This is a genomic window from Bacillus sp. FS02 (assembly GCF_024398395.1).
GTDB classification, from domain to species: domain Bacteria; phylum Bacillota; class Bacilli; order Bacillales; family Bacillaceae; genus Bacillus; species Bacillus altitudinis.
Genome location: NZ_CP074101.1, coordinates 2,123,387 through 2,142,827 on the forward strand (window position 1 = coordinate 2,123,387; position 19,441 = coordinate 2,142,827).

At 44.4% G+C, this 19,441-nt stretch carries 18 protein-coding genes; 15 read left to right on the plus strand and 3 right to left on the minus strand.

Annotated elements, in window-relative coordinates:
* Positions 1-40 precede the first annotated feature (40 nt).
* From ribD to KFQ09_RS10760, 3 genes are read right to left on the minus strand one after another with little or no spacing between them, the layout of a single operon-like run.
* The gene (ribD, locus tag KFQ09_RS10750; protein ID WP_046526789.1) at positions 41-1,132 is read right to left on the minus strand and encodes a bifunctional diaminohydroxyphosphoribosylaminopyrimidine deaminase/5-amino-6-(5-phosphoribosylamino)uracil reductase RibD; all 1,092 of its coding nucleotides are present in this window, start codon (positions 1,130-1,132) and stop codon (positions 41-43) included.
* Positions 1,119-1,880, minus strand: a complete 762-nt coding sequence (locus tag KFQ09_RS10755) for a GTP cyclohydrolase II (RefSeq protein WP_008345606.1) — start codon at positions 1,878-1,880, stop codon at positions 1,119-1,121. Before KFQ09_RS10755 ends, ribD begins: the two co-directional genes overlap by 14 nt.
* Entirely contained in the window at positions 1,858-2,751 is an 894-nt protein-coding gene (locus KFQ09_RS10760) for a VOC family protein (RefSeq protein ID WP_060832760.1), read from the minus strand. Before KFQ09_RS10760 ends, KFQ09_RS10755 begins: the two co-directional genes overlap by 23 nt.
* A 179-nt stretch (positions 2,752-2,930) precedes the next feature.
* On the opposite strand from KFQ09_RS10760, the gene KFQ09_RS10765 reads away from it, so the two are divergent.
* The 15 genes from KFQ09_RS10765 to cydC all read left to right on the plus strand — a co-directional run bounded on the left by KFQ09_RS10765 (position 2,931) and on the right by cydC (position 19,415).
* Positions 2,931-3,263, plus strand: coding sequence for a winged helix-turn-helix transcriptional regulator (locus KFQ09_RS10765; RefSeq protein ID WP_007497926.1), 333 nt, complete (start codon positions 2,931-2,933; stop codon positions 3,261-3,263).
* A gap of 371 nt (positions 3,264-3,634) precedes the next feature.
* Entirely contained in the window at positions 3,635-4,093 is a 459-nt protein-coding gene (locus KFQ09_RS10770) for an NEAT domain-containing protein (RefSeq protein WP_007497924.1), read from the plus strand.
* Between the two features lie 20 nt (positions 4,094-4,113).
* Positions 4,114-4,770, plus strand: a complete 657-nt coding sequence (gene isdC / locus KFQ09_RS10775; protein WP_060832844.1) for a heme uptake protein IsdC — start codon at positions 4,114-4,116, stop codon at positions 4,768-4,770.
* A gap of 19 nt (positions 4,771-4,789) precedes the next feature.
* Entirely contained in the window at positions 4,790-6,598 is a 1,809-nt protein-coding gene (locus tag KFQ09_RS10780; protein WP_060832759.1) for an NEAT domain-containing protein, read from the plus strand.
* A 76-nt stretch (positions 6,599-6,674) separates the two neighbouring features.
* The gene (isdE, locus tag KFQ09_RS10785) at positions 6,675-7,562 is read left to right on the plus strand and encodes a heme ABC transporter substrate-binding protein IsdE (RefSeq protein ID WP_060832758.1); all 888 of its coding nucleotides are present in this window, start codon (positions 6,675-6,677) and stop codon (positions 7,560-7,562) included.
* A 33-nt stretch (positions 7,563-7,595) separates the two neighbouring features.
* Positions 7,596-8,582: a FecCD family ABC transporter permease gene (locus KFQ09_RS10790; RefSeq protein WP_017368325.1), complete on the plus strand. Its 987-nt coding sequence runs from the start codon at positions 7,596-7,598 to the stop codon at positions 8,580-8,582.
* Positions 8,569-9,339, plus strand: coding sequence for an ABC transporter ATP-binding protein (locus tag KFQ09_RS10795; protein ID WP_024719523.1), 771 nt, complete (start codon positions 8,569-8,571; stop codon positions 9,337-9,339). The genes KFQ09_RS10790 and KFQ09_RS10795 overlap by 14 nt, the downstream gene beginning before the upstream one ends.
* A 26-nt stretch (positions 9,340-9,365) precedes the next feature.
* On the plus strand, positions 9,366-10,115 hold the full coding sequence (gene srtB / locus KFQ09_RS10800) for a class B sortase (RefSeq protein WP_052320544.1): 750 nt from the start codon (positions 9,366-9,368) through the stop codon (positions 10,113-10,115).
* Between the two features lie 18 nt (positions 10,116-10,133).
* Positions 10,134-11,072: an ABC transporter substrate-binding protein gene (locus KFQ09_RS10805; RefSeq protein ID WP_058337093.1), complete on the plus strand. Its 939-nt coding sequence runs from the start codon at positions 10,134-10,136 to the stop codon at positions 11,070-11,072.
* Positions 11,069-12,082, plus strand: a complete 1,014-nt coding sequence (locus KFQ09_RS10810) for a FecCD family ABC transporter permease (protein ID WP_007497907.1) — start codon at positions 11,069-11,071, stop codon at positions 12,080-12,082. The genes KFQ09_RS10805 and KFQ09_RS10810 overlap by 4 nt, the downstream gene beginning before the upstream one ends.
* 1 nt (position 12,083) lies before the next feature.
* Positions 12,084-13,205, plus strand: coding sequence for a heme oxygenase (isdG, locus tag KFQ09_RS19485; protein ID WP_060832757.1), 1,122 nt, complete (start codon positions 12,084-12,086; stop codon positions 13,203-13,205).
* 329 nt (positions 13,206-13,534) lie between these two features.
* Positions 13,535-14,950, plus strand: coding sequence for a cytochrome ubiquinol oxidase subunit I (locus tag KFQ09_RS10825; RefSeq protein WP_008345582.1), 1,416 nt, complete (start codon positions 13,535-13,537; stop codon positions 14,948-14,950).
* Positions 14,937-15,953: a cytochrome d ubiquinol oxidase subunit II gene (gene cydB / locus KFQ09_RS10830; protein ID WP_039963052.1), complete on the plus strand. Its 1,017-nt coding sequence runs from the start codon at positions 14,937-14,939 to the stop codon at positions 15,951-15,953. Before KFQ09_RS10825 ends, cydB begins: the two co-directional genes overlap by 14 nt.
* On the plus strand, positions 15,953-17,689 hold the full coding sequence (gene cydD / locus KFQ09_RS10835; RefSeq protein ID WP_052320540.1) for a thiol reductant ABC exporter subunit CydD: 1,737 nt from the start codon (positions 15,953-15,955) through the stop codon (positions 17,687-17,689). Before cydB ends, cydD begins: the two co-directional genes overlap by 1 nt.
* Positions 17,679-19,415, plus strand: coding sequence for a thiol reductant ABC exporter subunit CydC (cydC, locus tag KFQ09_RS10840; RefSeq protein WP_046526781.1), 1,737 nt, complete (start codon positions 17,679-17,681; stop codon positions 19,413-19,415). The genes cydD and cydC overlap by 11 nt, the downstream gene beginning before the upstream one ends.
* Positions 19,416-19,441 lie beyond the last annotated feature (26 nt).

Consider the following 19,441-nt stretch of genomic DNA (forward strand, 5'->3'; position numbering starts at 1 on the left):
GAGAAAAAAGCTTGCAGACTCAATCTACAAGCTTTGTTGTTTATTGATAAACAGGATAACCCGTTATCTTTATATCTTTTCCGAGTGGTTCAAGAGAGAGTTGATCAAGTTCAATTGCATCACTCATGAGGCGTATGCCTTCGCCTCCGAAAAAAGAAGGAGAGAGTCGTCCGCCAATGAGCTTGGGCGCCATGTAGATGACGAGTTTATCGACAAGCTGCTGTTCTAAAAATGAGGCATTGACTTGCCCGCCGCCTTCAATCATCAGGGAGGAGATATTTCTTTCTCCAAGCACTTGAAGTACTTCTTGTAAGGGCACCCGGATATCGCTATCCGTCATGATGACGCTGACGCCAGCTGCTTCTAAAGCAGCTCGTTTTTCTTCATCGGCTTGTTTTGTTGTAAAGATCCATGTTGGCGCCATTTGATCCGTGACCACCTTTGCCGTCAGCGGGATAGACAGCTTAGAGTCTAAGACAATTCGAATTGGATGATGACCGTTTGGAATCCGTGCTGTTAATGAAGGATCGTCGTGAATGACGGTTTGCGCACCGACCAAGATGGCATCGTTGATACTGCGAATGTGATGTGCATCATAACGGGACGTTTCTGATGTAATCCACTTGCTGTCAGACGTAGCAGATGCAATTTTTCCGTCTAACGTAATGCCTGCTTTGAGTGTCACGAAAGGCGTTTTTTTCGTAATAAAGTGGTTGAACACTTCATTCATGAGAATGGATTCCTGCTCCATGACGCCTGTGATGACTTGAATGCCTGCATCTTGTAAAATGGCAATCCCACGCCCGGCAACAAGCGGGTTCGGATCTAGTGCAGCAACGACAACTTTTTCTACGCCAGCTTTCACAAGTGCTTCAGCGCATGGGCCTGTGCGGCCATGGTGGGAACAAGGCTCTAGTGTCACATAGATCGTGGCACCTTTTGCCTTCTCTCCAGCCATTTTGAGCGCATGAATTTCTGCATGTGGTTCGCCGGCCTTCATATGCGCCCCGACCCCAACAATTTCATTTTCTCGCACAATCACAGCCCCGACAAGCGGATTGGGAGATGTCTGACCTTTCATTGCTTCGGCATTTTCAAGGGCTAGTTTCATATATCGCTCATGATGTGGCAATCGTACGCACCTCTTGATCCGCCTTCATATGGCCTGAGCGGTTAATTTTTGTCTGCAAGTATTTTTCATTGAACTCAGAGACATCACCCCAAAGTGGAATCCGTCCAGAAAGAGAAAGGCCTGCATGACTGATAGCATCCGTCTTTTTCGGATTATTGGTAATAAGTCTGACTGGCTTTGTACGCAATGTTTGAAGAACAGCAATCGCTTCTTCATATTGACGTGTATCATCTTCAAAGCCTAGTGCTTCGTTTGCTTCTACTGTATCGTAGCCGTTTTCTTGCAAGATGTAGGCCATGGCTTTACTGAAAAGACCGATCCCGCGTCCTTCATGGTTGGCTAAATAAAACAGTGCGCCTGCTCCATTGTCCTCAATCATTCGCATAGACTGTTTCAATTGGAACCCGCAATCGCAGCGTTTGCTTCCGAAAATATCGCCGGTGTGGCAGATGGAATGCATGCGGATCAGCGCTTCATCAGCATGCTCGAAATCTCCGTAAACAAGGACACTTGATTGCTGGTGATCTGCAAGCTCACGGGAGGAAAGGCTTTCGATTAAAGCTTCATCTGATAATGGTTCTTTCCCATCGTCTTTTAACCATGAATACCAGTTAAACATGACCGTTCTACCGTCTAAATTCACTGGCAGTTTAATAGGTCCAGTGATATATATAAATCCGTCTTCTTGCTGTACTCGTTTGATTTTATCTTTTAAAATGGCTGTTTTAACCTCTGTGTGTTTGTCCATATTCTACACCTTCTTTTTTGTCTGTTTCTTCAATCTGTAAACGAACGAGAACGCCAAATGGATCAACAAATTCGTTACTTTTTCCTGTCGTGTTCATGTGAACACCTGCTTTTGTCAGACGTTCGACGACGGATGTTCTATCGTCTTCTTTTGGGAAAACCAGTGTATAGCTTCTAATTCCTGAAAAACGTGGATCAATGGCTCCTTTTCTCCCGCGTCCCCATGCATTAAAGGCAAGGTGGTGATGATAGACGCCACCAGCAACGAATAAGCTGGCTGGGGGAGCCATTCGGATATGAAAACCGAGCGTGTTCACATAAAAGGAATCGGCTTCTTCTGGGTTGAGATGGAAATGCAAGTGTCCCATGACTGTACCAGCCGGGAGTCCTTCCCAAGTGGAATCAGCGGCTTCTTGCAGGAGACCATCTCCATCAAGCGGAGCATTTCCGCCACCTTTCAGCTCTCCATGCTCACCTACCCATATGTCCTGAGGACGATCAGCATAAATCTCAACGCCGATGCCATCTGGATCACTTAAATAAATGGCTTCACTGAAAAAGTGATCGCTTGCTCCAATTAAAGGATAGCCTTTTTTGATCACATGCGCCAGCCATGTGCCCAGGTTTTTTCTGGTAGGTAATAAAACCGCAAAATGATAAAGTCCTGGCTCATGATCCGGCTTATCTTTCAGCTGCACATCTTCTTTCAGCACAAGGATTGGTTCCTTTGCGTTGCTGCCAAGCGTGACAGTAGAATCCGTCTGTTCTAATAAAGTAAAACCTAAAATGTCTGTATAAAAAGGCAAAGAACGCTCAAAGCTGGACACATGTAATTCTGTTACACCTAATCTTACCTGCTCTATTGTATTCAAAGCTCGGTCATCTCCTTCATGTTATATGCATCTGCATGTTCAATGGTTTATTGAAAATTGATAAAAATGATTACCTTGTTACTTTTAGTAACTAAACTATATAATAGTTAGTAACTTATTTCAAGTAATTAATTATGTTATAATGAAAAAAAGTAGAGAAAAGCAGGAGGGAGTAAAGTATGGCTCAAGTAGATGGCTGCCCAATTACAGATGCCATGGAGATTTTAGGGAAGAAGTGGGTGATTCTCATCATCAATCAGCTTTTGACAGGGCCAAAACGTTTTTGTCAGCTTGAAAATGAAATGAACATCAGCGGACGGTTATTATCAGAAAGGCTGAAAGATTTAGAAGCTGAAGGCCTTGTTGAGAAAAAAGTATATCCCGACATTCCCGTGCGGATTGAATATGAACTAACAGAACAAGGAAAGAAAATTGAACCAGTCATACGGGAAATGTATGCTTGGTCTTTAGAGCGCAAAAATAGTGAAAAGGGTGAACATGTCCCTTCTTAATCGATTTCGATCAGTGTCCCTGATCGATTTTTTTTTGTGATTTTCCAGAAATCTAAGTCAATAGTATGAAAAATGATGTTGACAATAAATTCATTCATCATATAATATCAAGGAGAAGAGGGTTCTTTTCCCTGTAATGGAATGGGGAGGTTATGCCATGGTATCATGAATGGGACAGATTACCTAAACCGTGTATCACTACATCATGTAGCAACAGACATCTTTGACTTGTCGAAAGCAAAGATTTATTTTTTGGTCTCTATTGATAATGATTATCATAATCATTTATGAGTGTGAATCATACGCTGATAAAGGTTATTTTTTTTATTGTCTATTGAGAATAATTATCAATATCAATTAGGAGGATATATATGAAATCACTTCGTTCAGCATCACACGTCTTATTATTCTTTAGCTTTGTTCTATTGTTTGCTCTAGCCCCGGTTAGCTCTGCCTCAGCTGCAGGCTTAGCAGATGGTCAATATTCAGCACAATATGTGGTATGGAAAGCAGACAGTGATTCAACGTCAACAGCAAATACGTATTTTGAAAAACCAGCTAAGCTTGTTGTGAAGGACGGAAAAATCAAAGCGCAAGTCACGTTAACGAACAGCTCTTGGATTACAAGCTTTAAAACATTGGATCAAGGTGTCTACAAAGATGCGAAGGTGATCAGTACAAACACAGCTGCCAATAAGAGAACGGTAGAGTTCAATGTCAACAGCCTGACAGATGTTGTACCAGCTAAAGTGAGTGTGACTGTACCGGTCATTGGATATACAGGCAATTACGATATTCGCGTCAAGTTTGATGCAGCAACTGTTCAATAAAAAGGGAGGAAATTCGTTTGATGAAAAAATGGATTAGGATGCCAGCCTTCATGGCTGCATTGCTTCTGGCACTTATACTGCCTTTTTCAAATGCACAGGCTGCCTCATTAAATGATGGTACATACTCCGTCAATTACACTGTGATGAAGGCCGAAGGGACTGCCGTTTCGATGGCAAATGATTACTGGCTGAAGCCGGCAAAAGTGATCGTGAAAAATGGCAAGCTAACGGTGCAAATGACCATTAAAAACAGCAGCTGGGTAACGGAATTTAAAGTGCCAGGAAATGGCGGCTATGTCGATACGACGGTTCTATCAACGAATAAGAAAGCCAATACAAGGCTCGTTCAATTCCAAGCACAGAGTTTGTCTAAACCAATCAAGTCAAAAATCCATGTCACAGTCAAATCGGCTGATTATGATCACGACTATACCATCCAACTGAAATTCGATGAAAGCAGCATCAAGTCACTTTCTTCTGACAGTTCAAAAGAAACAGCAGGTGCAGCAAAACATCAAGAATCATCAAAGGAAACAATCAAAACAACTGATTCATCCACCAAAACAAAACAAGAAGAAAATCCTCAAACTGGTGATACAAGCCAGATGGGATGGCTCCTTGTGCTTGTCTTATGTTCAGGCGGGTTTTTAGCGAGAAAGTGGATCAACAAGCATTAACGGAAGGAAGTGTCATCTTTTGAAACGTCTTTTTCATCTACAGACAGCTATTCTGCTCGTTTTATTCAGTTTGTTGACTGCGTTTCAGCTGCCTCAAGGAACGGCTCAGGCGGCATCATTGGCTGATGGTGAATATACGGCCAGATTCACCATTTTAAAAAATGGCAGCACTGAAGCATCCATGATGGATACGTATACAGAAAAGCCAGCTAAGCTCATCATCGAAAATGGCAAGACGACTGCCTATCTTACGCTGAAGCAAAGCAAAGAAATCACAGATTTCAAGGTCGAACAAAATGGCTCTCTCGTCACCACTGAAACGGTCAGTGAAGATGAGACAGCAAATACGCGTGTAATCAAATTTGATGTAGCCGATGTATCAGCCAAATTAAATGGCTGGGTCAAAATTTACTGGGACTTAGGCGGCTTTATTTATGATGAGGCGTATGACGTACAGCTCGCTTTCGACGAGAGCAGTCTCACACTTGTCACGCCTGCGAAGCCAGACGATAGCGAAACAACACCAGATGATCAAAATGGTACGACGCCAGGCGACAGCGAAACAAAGCCGGATGATCAAAATGGTACGACGCCAGGCGACAGCGAAACAAAGCCGGATGATCAAAGTGGCACGACGCCAGGCGACAGCGAAACAAAGCCAGATGATCAAAACGGCACAACACCAGTTGATTCGACGCAGAACCAATTAAAAGATGGTGTGTATCGTATCAACTACAGTGTGCTGAAGGGCGATGAGGATGAGGCATCTCGGATGAGCCAATACTTCTCACATCCAGCATCGTTAACCGTTAAAAATGGAACGCAAACCGTTTCCTTTACGGTGAAGGATCATACGTCAGTTGATTCTTTGAAAATAGAGAGAAACGGTTCTTATCAAGAAGTGAAAAACGTGAGCACAGATCAAGCAAAGAACACAAGAGTGGTTTCATTTGAAGTGTCTGATCTGAAAAAAGCAGTTAACGGAAAAGTACACATTGTAGTAGCAGCCGCTCACTATGATCAAACGTACGATATTCGTTTTCAATTTGATTCAAAAAGTATCGTTCCACTGAAGGACGGTCAAATAGAGGAAGAAACCCCGGCTACACCAGAAACACCAAAACCAAATAAACCAGCACCAGACACAACGAACGGCGGAACGAATCAAGAGACAGTTCAGCTAAAAGACGGAGTGTACAAGCTTCCTTTTTCAATGAAGAAAGCAGACAAAGATGAGCTTTCTCGCATGAACGATTACGTCGTGAGCCCTGCGACATTGGTGGTGAAAAATGGCCGCCATTTCGTTTCATACACTGTGAAGAACAGCTCAGCCATCACGTCGTTCCAAGTAGGAACCGGCGGTAAATTTGAAGAGACGCTAGTTGCAAAGGCTGATCAAAAAGCAGATACACGAGTGATTCAATATGAAGCAAAAAGTTTGAGTAGTGATCAGGCAGCACGCGTGAAAATTGACATTCCAGCTGCCAATTATCATGAGCAGTACGATGTCAAACTTGTCTATGATACGAAAGGTATCGCAAGTGGTGAAGGAAGCGGAATTGCGACGGTGATCGGAGACGATGAGAGCATCGGCTTTGTGAAAAATCCGAATGATCACGATTCTCAACCAAACCAGCTTGCGAATCTCGCCCCTGAGGAAACGGGTGCAGAGCAGATGACCTTTACACCATCAGATGACCAAACCAAGTCTGAGACAGGTCAGCTGAACCCAAAAACAGGAGATACTTCACTTCTTTGGGTGTACATTCTTTTATTCGGCGGATCACTATTCGTGCTCGTCAGAAAGTATCAAACTCGTACAAGATAAAGAATCTATGTTAAGTGAGGTGCGCCATTCATCTCGGCGCATCCACTTCCTTTTTTCGAAAGGAGGCTTCTGTTTTTTGAAGCATCGAATGTTATGTACCCTGATCACGGCTCTATGTGTGTGCGTCTTCTTAGCAGGCTGCTCACAATCAGCTGAAAGCTCAGCGAAAGGCAAAAAAAGCGCAGCATCAAGTGCCCGCATTGTGGCAACGACTGTAGCTGCTGCTGAGATCATGGATGCGCTAGAGGTAGATCTTGTCGGGGTGCCAACAAGTCAAAAATCTTTGCCGGCTCGATACAAAGGACTCCCAGCAGTCGGTAACCCAATGAGCCCGGACATGGAAATCATCCAATCACTTCAACCGACAGATGTCCTGTCTGTCACGACCCTTCAATATGATTTAGAAACGCCTTTTCAACAAGCTTCTGTCCCTGCGACATACCTCAACCTTGAGAGCCTGGACAAGATGGAGAACGCCATCACAAAGCTTGGAGAAAAATATGATAGAAAGACACAAGCGAAACGCATTGTGGGTGATTTTGAACAAAAAAAGAAAGACATACAAGAGAGAACGAAGGGAAAGACGAAGCCATCCGTTCTCATTTTGCTTGGTGTACCAGGCAGTTATTTAGTGGCAACAGAGAATTCGTATATCGGTGATCTTGTGCGTATTGCAGGAGGAAAGAACATCGTAAAAGGTGAGAAAATGGAGTATTTGGCATCCAATACGGAGTATTTACAAAAAGCCAATCCAGATATCATTCTCCGAGCCGCACATGGGATGCCGGATGAAGTCGTCAAAATGTTTGATCAAGAATTTAAAACAAATGACATCTGGAAACATTTCCATGCGGTCAAACAAGACCGGGTGTACGACCTCGAAGAAAGCTTATTCGGGACAACAGGCAACTTAAAGGCAGCAGAGGCATTAGATGAATTGACTCGTATGTTGTATCCGTCATAAGCGGCGAATCTTAATGATAAAAGGACGTTCAAGATGAAAAAAACAGGGATTTTATTTCTGATAGTCAGTCTCTTACTAGCCGGCGTATTTATTTATTCCGCCATTACGGGGAGCATTCATGTTACACCGATTGAATTATTGGAAGGGCTTATGACCGGTCAACATGCACAGGTAGAAATCATTAAAGATTTAAGAATCCCTCGCATGCTCATTGCGATGTTTACAGGGGCGGCTTTATCTGTCTCCGGTGTCCTCTTGCAGTCTGTGATGAGGAATCCATTAGCAGATGCCGGTGTTATTGGTATTTCATCGGGAGCTAGCTTCTTTTCTTTAATGGCAATTACAGCGCTTCCTCAATTTTATTTCTACTCTCCTTTATTTTCAGTTTTAGGCGGGGCAATTGCCTGCTTCCTCGTATACGTGTTGTCTTGGAAAGGCGGCTTAAGCCCGATTCGAATGATTTTGGTGGGGATCGCCATCAATGCCATGTTTACAGGGATGGCAGAAGCGTTTGTGACCATTTGCAGCTATTTCAATATCACCATTAATCAGTCGGGACAGTCGAATCTCACGATGAAAACGTGGGGAGATGTCCGTTTAATCGGTGTCTATGGCCTCATTGGGCTTGTGGTTGCGCTTTTCTTTAGCAGATGGTGTAACTTGCTTGCCCTTCAAGATAAGACGGCGAAAAACTTAGGATTGCGTGTGACCAGAATGCGCCTTTTGATTTCAATCACGGCGGTGTTATTAGCAGCGGTGACTGCTGCGGTAGCGGGCGTGATTGCCTTTGTCGGCTTGCTCATTCCCCATATCTCTAGAAGGCTCGTCGGTTCGGACCACCGGGTACTGATTCCATTTTCTGCGTTAAGCGGGGCCTTGCTCATTTTGACGGCTGATACGCTCGGCAGAACGCTTGTGGCACCAAATGAAATCCCTGCTTCTACAATCATGGCTGTCATTGGCGGGCCGTTTCTGATCTTTTTATTAAGAAGGGGGGATCGTCTGCATGGACATTCGTGAGGTGTCGTTTTCCTATGATCGACAGAGGGACATTGTTCAATCGGTCACCACGAAGATCGAAAAAGGGAAAATTACGACCATTATCGGTCCAAATGGCTCGGGCAAATCCACGCTGCTTTCCTTGATGGCACATAACCATTGTCCACATAAAGGACAGATTCATTTAGATGGACAAGAGCTGAATGCGTTCAAGCCAAGGGAACTCGCGAGAAAGCTGGCAGTCGTACATCAGCAAAATGAAGCGCCGCTCGATTTAACGATCGAACGAGTCGTGGCATTTGGGAGAACGCCCTACCAGACGATGCGCGGCAGTGACAAGGAAGAGGATGAGAAAGCAATTGAGTGGGCACTGTCCTGTACAAAGCTGACGGATAAGCGAAAGGTGCCTCTCGCCTCATTGTCAGGTGGAGAACGACAACGTGTATGGATTGCCATGGCTTTAGCGCAAAAAACACCGATCCTTTTCTTAGATGAACCGACGACTTATTTGGATATGTATTATCAATTTGACATTCTGGAGCTCATTCGAGAGCTCAATGTCGAGCATGGATTAACCATCGTGATGGTCCTGCACGATATGAATCAGGCGATTCGCTATAGTGATGTCATCATCGCCATGAAAGATGGACAAATTATTCGCGAAGGACGGCCAAATGATGTGTTAACAGAAGAGATGGTGCGGCACATTTATCATGTGTCCGTCACAATTAAGCAGGATGCAGAAACAGGGATGTATATCGTGCCTGTAGGCATATAAGTTGTGCAAAAAGCAGGTGAGACAGTGTGAAACGAGGGAGAAGGATCGGGCAGCGAATGCTGACGATCGTCTGTTTAGGTGTTTTTCTATATAGCGGTACTGCCATTGGCTTGGAGCTCTTTGGCTATTATCAAAATCGTCAGGTGCTTGCAAAGGCTCAGACACTTTACACACACGAGGATGGAATGAAACAGCGAAAACCTGGAGAAATCCGTCAGTCATTTGATGATTTGCGAAAGGTGAATCAAGACATTGTCGGTTGGATTGATATGAAGGACACGATGATTCAGTATCCAATTGTTCAGTCAAACGATAATGCATTCTATTTAACTCGTAATTATGTAAGGGATGACACACGGGCAGGCAGTATCTTTATGGATTATCGTAATGACGTCTTGCATGAAAGTCCCAATACAGTGGTGTACGGTCACCGGATGAGGGATGGGTCTATGTTTGCTGGTCTCACAAACTATTTAAAAAAAGATTTCTTCCAAGATCATCGCACATTTCAGTACGATACGCTGTACCAAAGCTATGAAGCAGAGATTTTTGCTGTGTATGAAACGACAGTCGACTTTGATTATATTCAGACTGATTTTCAGGATCTTGGTGAATATGCACACTACTTGCAAGCTGTTCGTAAGAAGTCCATCTATCAAACGAAAACAGACGTATCCACAGATGACTTGATTCTCACATTATCGACCTGTGATCATGTGCTGGCACCTAAAAACAAACGTCTCGTGGTACAGGCGAAGCTAAAGAAAGTTTACTAGAAAAGGAGAGACAGACGGTTGAAATGTTTACATGTGATTTGGGCAGGACTCGTCGTCGTGCTTCTCCTCGGCGGATGCAGCCAGGCGGCGCCGGCCGAGAATGGGAGCAAGCAAGGTGCGCTCAACATTCAGGATTTTGCCGGCAGAACATTATCGTTTCATGAATCACCTGAACGAATCGTCTCATTGTCAACTGGCGACATGAGCATCATTTATGCCTTAGGTGGCCAGGTTGTCGGCCGGCCAACTGCCGAATTGCCAGACAATCTACAAAAGGCAAAGTCCGTACAATCAATTGGCACAACCCATCAATTTGATGTCGAGCTGATCACGAGTTTAAAGCCCGATGTGGTGCTTGGGAATGAATCATTAAACAGCAAGGATATCTCTACTATAGAAGGAATTGGTTCACAGCTTCTTTTGACAAGTGCCAACTCAGTGAAGGACATCCAGCGTCAAGTTACTTTATTTGGTGATTTACTTGGAAAGCAGCAAAAGGCCAAAGCGCTCAATGCTCAAATCGATCAGCGGATCAAGCAAGTGAAGCAGCCTGAGAAAAAAGTAAAGACGCTCGTTGTGTATGGTGCACCCGGCACATATATGGCGGCACTTCCGCAATCTTTAAGCGGTGATCTGCTGCGGATCGCTGGTGGGGCGAATATTGCTGAAAATGAACCAGCACTCGAAAAGTTTCCGCAATATGCACAAATCAATGCAGAAAAGGTAATCGAGGCCGATCCAGATCTCATTTTGCTGATGACACACAGCAATCCTGAAGATGTCAAAGCAGGCTTTATGAGTGAAATGAAGCAAAATGCGGCGTGGCACGATGTATCAGCTGTCAAAAATGGACACGTTGAGATTCTACCAAGTGACCTATTTGGGACAAATCCAGGCGCAGAAGTCATCAGAGCGATCGATGAATTAGAGAAGAAATTGAAGCGATTGTCATCATGAAGATGAATGCAGAACTAGATTTTCAAAAAAGGCAGTCAAGACGAAAATGGCTGTTACCAGGATTGTTTCTCTCTTTATGTGTGGGCGTCTGTCTAGGACTTGCGGTAGGTTCTGTCCAATTGTCGCTACCGGATTTAATGGCTGTGTTCACGGGATCAGGTCTGCCTGTTCATGAAAAAATTGTCATGGATTTACGGTTGCCGCGTGTGCTCATTGGTTTTCTCGTTGGGGCCTGTCTCGCAGCATCAGGAGCGATTTTACAAGGAGTTGTCCGAAATCCACTGGCTGACCCTGGGATCATTGGTGTGACTGCGGGCGGCGGGTTAGCTGCTGTACTCAGCATGATTGTTCTTCCACAATTCACGTATTTGCTTCCGGCAGCCGCTTTTCTGGGCGCCTTATTAGCAGCTCTTGTCGTGTATATGCTGTCATTTGATCAAGGGGTTTCACCGCTTAAATTGATCTTGGCAGGTGTTGCCGTCAATGCCTTGCTCGGTGCGGTGATGAATGGATTTATGGTGCTTTACAGTGAGCGTGTGCAGGCTGTTTTGCCTTTTCTATCAGGGGGATTAAACGGACGGAGCTGGCATCATCTTAGCTTTGTGTCGCCATATGCGCTGGCTGGATTATGTCTTTGTTTTTTCGCCATTAAACCGTCCAATCTCCTTTTGCTTGGCGATGAATCGGCTCAGCTATTGGGCCTTCGAGTAGAGCGGACTCGATTTTTTCTCATTGCGCTGGCCGCTCTTTTAGCTGGAGCAGCTGTCAGTGTCAGCGGTTTAATCGGTTTTGTCGGGCTTGTTGTACCCCATTTTATCCGTCTTTTAATCGGAGATGACTACCGGTATTTGCTACCGATTTCAATGCTTGGAGGGGGCGTGCTTGTGGTCTTTGCCGATACAGCGGCACGGGTCTGGTTTACACCGGTTGAATTGCCTGTAGGGATCTTGCTTGCCTGCATCGGTGCACCTTTCTTCCTCTATTTATTAAAAAAGAAAGGGAGGGGTTAAGATGGATGTCATTGCAATGGATGACGTGAGTCTCAGTCAAGGCGGCTTTCGGCTGTCTTCCATTTCAGCAGCTGTTCCTAAAGGGAGTGTGACCGGAATCATTGGCCCGAATGGGTCAGGTAAGTCGACTTTTATCAAAGCGGCCGCACGACTGACCTCAATCGAAAGCGGCATGATTTACATTCACGACATCCCGCAAAAAGAGATGACGGCACAGGAGATCGCCAAGGAGGTGGCGGTTCTCATGCAAACGAGAACCGCCATCCCATCGATGACAGTACGTGAGCTGGTCGCACTTGGACGCAGTCCGCACCGTTCCATCTGGAAAAAAAGCAGTACGTCAGATCATGAAGCGATTGAGTGGGCGCTTGAGGTGACGAATAGCCGCATGAATGAAAACAGAATGCTCCATACATTATCAGGCGGAGAAAGACAAAAGGCATATATTGCAATGGCACTGGCTCAGAAGACAGAGACTATCATTCTGGATGAGCCAACCACTTATTTAGACATTGCGCATCAGCTTGAATTACTGGAGCTGCTCAAACAGCTGAATCAAACACATGGCATCACCATTTTAATGGTTCTCCATGACTTGCAGCAGGCCGCAAAATATTGTGACCGTCTCATTGCTATGAAGCGAGGTCAGGTGCATCAAATTGGCTCACCAAATGAAGTGTTAACAGAAGACTTTTTCAAGGAGGTTTTTGGGATTCAGGCGGAGGTTCACTTAGACGGACCGCATCCGCTCATTATCCCCATTGCCTCCATTCAACAACAAAAGGGAGATGAACCAAACATGATTATTGTAAACAACCAAGTAAGAGTAGAAAAAGGCAGTGCAGACCACCTTGTTAAACGGTTTAACAAGCAGGGACAAGTAGAATTTATGGAAGGCTTTTTAGGAATGGAAGTATGGGTCACTCAACAGACAACTGATTACGATGAAGTGACCATTCACACCCGCTGGAATCGAAAAGAAGACTTTGTGAATTGGACAAAATCTCAGGCATTTGGTGATGCGCACGCTCATGGAAAGGCGAAACCTGAAGGCCTGTTAAAAAACAAAATTACGTACTATGAAGTGCAAGTCACAAGACCCGCTTTACAGAAAAAAGCCTAAATATTCAAAAGCGCTGCAGCGAAGAAGCAGCGCTATTTTTTTTGTGATTGTCTCTTTCCGTCACATATTTTTGACAAAGTATTCAAACAACTGACACAATCCTATCCAAATTTTAGGTAAAATTTACTTTATTTTTGAAGCGCATGGGTGTAAAGTACAGGTATAAATAACTAACCGAATGAAAATCAAGAGTAAAATTTCACCGAGTGAACTATATCAAATGGACTTTCATTTGTGAATCATTGAACAAATAGTGAACTTTTTGTGAAATGGTGAGCATAAATATCTCGAATCATTCGGCATGCGAAAGTAAGGGAGGATGTAAGGCTGTGAGTGAGCTGTTTTTAGCAAGATTTCAATTTGCCTCAACGACATTATTTCATTTTATTTTTGTTCCTATGTCTATAGGTTTGGTATTTATCGTGGCATTGATGCAAACCCTTTATGTCGTCAAGAAAAAAGAGATTTATAAAAAGATGGCGAAATTTTGGGGTCACCTTTTCTTAATTAACTTTGCAGTAGGTGTGGTGACAGGGATTCTGCAAGAATTCCAGTTTGGGATGAACTGGTCTGATTATTCAAGGTTTGTCGGTGATGTCTTTGGTGCACCGCTTGCCATTGAAGCGCTATTGGCCTTTTTCCTTGAATCGACCTTTATTGGCCTTTGGATATTCGGCTGGGACCGTCTGCCGAAAAAAATTCATTTGTTATGTATTTGGCTTGTTTCTCTTGGTACGATCTTTTCGGCGTTTTGGATTTTACTCGCCAACTCATTTATGCAGGAGCCAGTTGGATTTGTGATTAAAAATGGCCGTGCAGAAATGAATGACTTTGGGGCGCTCGTGACAAATCCGCAACTTTGGGTAGAGTTCCCGCACGTTCTGTTTGGTGCATTGGCAACCGGTGCTTTCTTTATCGCGGGTGTCAGTGCCTATAAAATGATCAAAAAACAAGAAGTGACCTTTTTCAAAAAATCTTTTCAGATTGCCATGGTGCTTGCTTTCATTTCTGGCTTAGGTGTGGCGTTCTCTGGACATGATCAAGCAAAGCACTTAATGGAATCACAGCCGATGAAGATGGCAGCAAGTGAAGCCCTTTGGAAGGATAGTGGAGATCCAGCGGCTTGGACACTATTTGCCAACATTGACACAGATAAAAAAGAAAACTCTGCGGAGATCAATATTCCGTTTGCTTTAAGTTACTTGGCTTATTCGAAGTTTAGTGGAGATGTGCCAGGCATGCTGACCCTTCAAAAAGAATATGAAGCCAAGTTTGGTCCTGGAGATTACATTCCTCCAGTCAAAACAACCTTCTGGAGCTTTAGAATCATGGTGGGTGCCGGCATGTTGATGATTTTTGCTAGTATGATTGGTTTGTATTTGAGCTTTAGAAAAAAACTAGAATCAAACAAATGGTATTTACGCTTCATGGTATGGATGATTGCGTTCCCGTTTATTGCAAACTCAGCTGGTTGGATCATGACGGAAATTGGGCGTCAGCCGTGGACAGTCTTTGGTATGATGACAACCGCACAATCCATTTCACCAAACGTATCGTACGGCATGTTGCTATTCTCAGTCATTAGCTTTACGACCATTTATCTGATTCTTGCCATCGTGCTTGCCTACTTATTCATTCGAGAAATTAAAAAAGGTGCACATTCTGAAGAGAATACAGATCAAAAGGATGAAACGGACCTGTCTACAGATCCATTTGATGGAGGCGCATATCATGGCATATCTTAACGAGATTTGGTTTATTCTTGTCGCAGTACTGTTTGTTGGATTTTTCTTCTTAGAAGGATTTGATTTTGGTGTCGGGATGTCCATGCAGCTTCTTGGAAAAGATGCACACGAGCGCCGCATTTTAATCAATACGATTGGCCCTTTCTGGGATGCGAATGAGGTCTGGTTGATTACAGCAGGCGGAGCTATTTTCGCCGCTTTTCCTCACTGGTACGCTACGATGTTCAGCGGATACTATATTCCGTTTACGGTTCTCCTGCTAGCACTCATTGGGCGGGGGGTCGCCTTTGAATTTAGAGGGAAGGTCGAGAAGGCTTCATGGATCAAAACGTGGGACTGGGTGATCTTCTTTGGCAGCCTGCTTCCGCCATTTTTACTCGGCGTGCTATTCACAAGTATTTTACGAGGAATGCCCATTGATCAAAGCATGAATATGTACGCTGGATTTACAGACTTTGTGAATCTTTATTCAGTGATCGGCGGGGTAGCCGTGACGGTTCTTTGCCTTCTGCATGGATTGATTTTCGTCACACTCCGCACTGAGGGTGATTTAAGAAATCGTGCAAGAAAGCTCGGCCAGCGTGTTTTATTGATTGCACTACCAGTTCTTGTTCTATTTGTTGGTGTGTCTATTCTTGAAACAGACATTTATACCGTACGTCCGATCATCACAATCCCTTTAACTGTACTCATTGTGGTTTGTTATGTAGCGGCTCTATTCTTTATGAGAAAAGAGCGTGATGGCTGGACATTTTTATTCACAGGTGCAGGTATTATGGTGACCGTGACCATGCTTTTCACAGCATTATTCCCGCGTGTCATGATTAGTTCGATCAACCATGCATTCGACCTCACCATTCAAAACGCTGCATCAGGATCTTATTCACTGACGGTCATGACGATTGTTGCCATTTCTTTGCTGCCTTTTGTGCTTGGGTATCAAATCTGGAGCTACTATGTCTTCCGTAAACGTGTAAGCGGTAAGGAGCCAATGACCTACTAATGGATAAACGTTTGCTTCAACTAAAAGGAATGAGGGGGCTTCTTGCCCTCTTAGGTATTGTGTCAATCATCCAAGGAGCAAGTATTATTTTTCAAGCACAGTGGCTGGCACATGCCATAACAACGCTGTTTGACGGGAAGAGCCTCATGCAGGCAACACCTTATGTCTTGCTGTTTCTTGCTGCCTTTCTGGTGCGGCACGGTCTCACCTTGATGCGGGAGAAGGTCATGTTCACCTATTCTTCCCGAATTGGAGCAGACGTCAGAAAGCAGCTGTTGGACCAGCTGTTCCGTTTAGGGCCAGCTTTCACGAAGAAAAAAGGAACAGGAAAGCTTGTGACATTGGCGATGGAGGGCATTGCCCAATATCGTCAGTATTTACAGCTGTTTTTGCCGAAAATGGTGAACATGGCAGTTATTCCGGTGATGGTGCTTGTCTATGTTTGGACATTAGATGAAACATCTGCTGTCATTCTCATTGTCACGCTGCCAATTTTAATTGTTTTTATGATTTTGCTAGGACTTGTCGCTCAGCGTAAAGCGGCCAAACAATGGAGATCGTATGAGAAATTATCCAATCATTTTACTGATTCTCTCCGTGGCCTTGAAACGCTTCGCTACTTAGGGATTAGCAAAAAGCATTCTCGCAATATTGCAGAGGTCTCAAAGCGTTATCGAAAGGCGACGATGAGCACACTGAAAGTCGCCTTTCTTTCATCTTTTGCTCTCGATTTCTTTTCTATGCTGTCCATTGCGACTGTCGCTGTATTTCTCGGCTTGCGCTTAATTGAAGGAGATCTTTTGTTATTGCCCGCTTTGACCGCACTAATGCTTGCGCCAGAATATTTTTTGCCAGTCCGTGAAGTGGGGAATGATTATCATGCGACGTTAAACGGTAAAGAAGCGAATGAGGCGATTCAAGTGATTTTAGAGGAAAAGGGCTTCCGAGAGCAGGAGACACAATCCGTGCAGCTGAACGAGTGGAATGAGCAATCTGAGCTCACACTGCAAGATGTCAGTGTCTTGCATGATGAGCATGCACCATATTCGATTCAGGATGTGGACCTCACTGTGAAAGGAAAGAAAAAAATTGGGATCATCGGTGCCAGTGGTTCGGGGAAATCGACGTTAACGGATGTTCTCGGCGGTTTTGTTGAACCGTCTGCAGGTGAAATCATCCTAAACGGAAAGCCGCTTGCTCATTTACAGCTGGCGGCATGGCAAAAAGAAGTCGTTTATATGCCGCAGCATCCTTATTTATTTCACATGACACTGAGAGAAAATATTCGTTTTTATGAACCGAATGCAACCGATGAAGACGTCGAAAGAGCGGTGGAAGAGGCAGGTTTGTCTCATCTCGTAGCGGAACTCCCCAATGGACTGGATGAGGTCATTGGCGAACAGGGCAGAGGACTGAGCGGCGGACAAGCGCAGCGGATTGCACTCGCTCGCACAGTGCTCGGCCAGCGATCCATTATGCTGTTAGATGAACCAACGGCTCATCTGGATATTGAGACAGAGTATGAATTAAAGAAAACAATGCTTCCATTGTTTGAAAATAAACTTGTGTTTTTAGCCACACACAGACTTCATTGGATGACGGATATGGATGAAATCATTGTGATGGATCATGGGACGATTGCAGAGATGGGGACTCATGAATCATTAATGGAAAGAAAAGGTGTGTACTATCAATTGGTACAGGAACAAATGGGGGCGGTCACACATGGTCAGTAAAGGCTGGTTTATACCTTATATCAAGGAGAATCAAAAGCTGTTTGCCTTGGTGCTTTTTTTAGGGGCGATTGCGGTGTTTTCTGCTTCTATGCTCATGTATACGTCAGGGTTCCTCATTTCAAAAGCTGCCACAAGACCTGAGAATATCTTGATGGTCTATGTCCCCATCGTGGCAGTACGTACCTTTGGTATTTCACGCTCAGCTGCTCGTTATGCAGAGAGACTAGCGAGTCATCAGCTCATTTTGACGATGATTGAAAAAATGCGGGTACGTCTTTATGACATGGCTGAACGAAGTGCCAAACAGACGAAGCTTGGAACAGGTGAAATGCTTGGGCTGTTATCAGAAGATGTGGAGAGATTACAGGATGCGTATTTAAAAACAATTTTTCCATCCATCGGTGCGCTGCTTTTATATGCCGCTTCGATTGGAGCACTTGGGCTTTTCTCATGGCCTTTTGCCGGGTTGATGCTGCTTTATATGGCGCTGCTCGTATTTGTATTCCCATACATCACAGTACTTGTGAACCGGGCGCGACAAATTCAAATGAAGAAAGGCAGAAATGAACTGTACAGCCATTTAACAGATGCTGTCATGGGCGTGAGTGACTGGTTGTTTAGCGGCAGACAGAACGATTTTGTTGAGGGCTATGAACGAAAAGAAGCAAAGCTATTAGCACTCGAATCGGCAAAGCACCGGTTTATCCGTCTGCGCCAATTTTTAGCACAGCTAGTCATTGGAGGAGCAGTCGTCCTTGTCGTGTATTGGAGCGGCTCAGTCGTTCAGGCTGGTTCTATGCCGCACACGCTCATCGCAGCCTTTGTGCTTGTGCTGTTTCCATTAACAGAAGCCTTTCTTCCACTGTCAGATGCAGCAGGCGATATTCCTGTTTATCAGCATGCCGTCAGCAGATTAAATCATTATGAAGAGCAGTCGTATGAAGGATTAGTGGAGAGGAAGGCAGCAGACGAGACACCCGTCTCTGATGGCGTTGAAGCGGTCTGTTTTGATCAAGTCACCTTCGGATATGAAGTAGATCAACATGTACTAAAGCATTTTTCGTTTTCCATGAAGCAAGGTGAATCGCTCGCTCTTTTAGGAAAAAGCGGTGCAGGCAAATCGACCATTTTAAAACTGTTAGAAGGGGCAGTCGTGCCAAATCAAGGGGTTGTCAGCATTCAGGGGAAACCGGTACAAAGCATTCAAGAGGAGATATCCTCTTATGTGTCTGTGCTCAATCAACAGCCCTATTTATTCGATACGTCTGTTTTAAACAACATTCGCTTAGGTTCTCCAGAAGCGACAGAAGAGCAAGTAAAAGAAGCCGCGCAGCAAGTGCAGCTGCACGATTACATTGAGTCTTTGCCAGAAGGTTATCACACAGGTGTACAAGAGACAGGGGTTCGTTTCTCTGGTGGAGAAAGACAGCGTATGGCTCTAGCACGGATTTTGCTGCAAAACACACCGATTGTTGTATTAGATGAGCCAACCGTCGGGCTTGATCCACGCACAGAGCGTGAATTGCTTGAAACAATCTTCCGTGTGTTAAAAGGAAAAACAGTCATTTGGATCACCCATCATCTCACTGGCTGTGAGGCATGTGACCGTATGATGTTTATTGAAGGTGGACGTATTGAGATGGAAGGGCACCATCATGATTTGCTGAAAGAAAATGTGCGTTATCAAAAGCTGTATGAAATGGATCGTCCATTTTCGGTCGTGTAAAAATTGAACGACAAGAACGTTCGGAA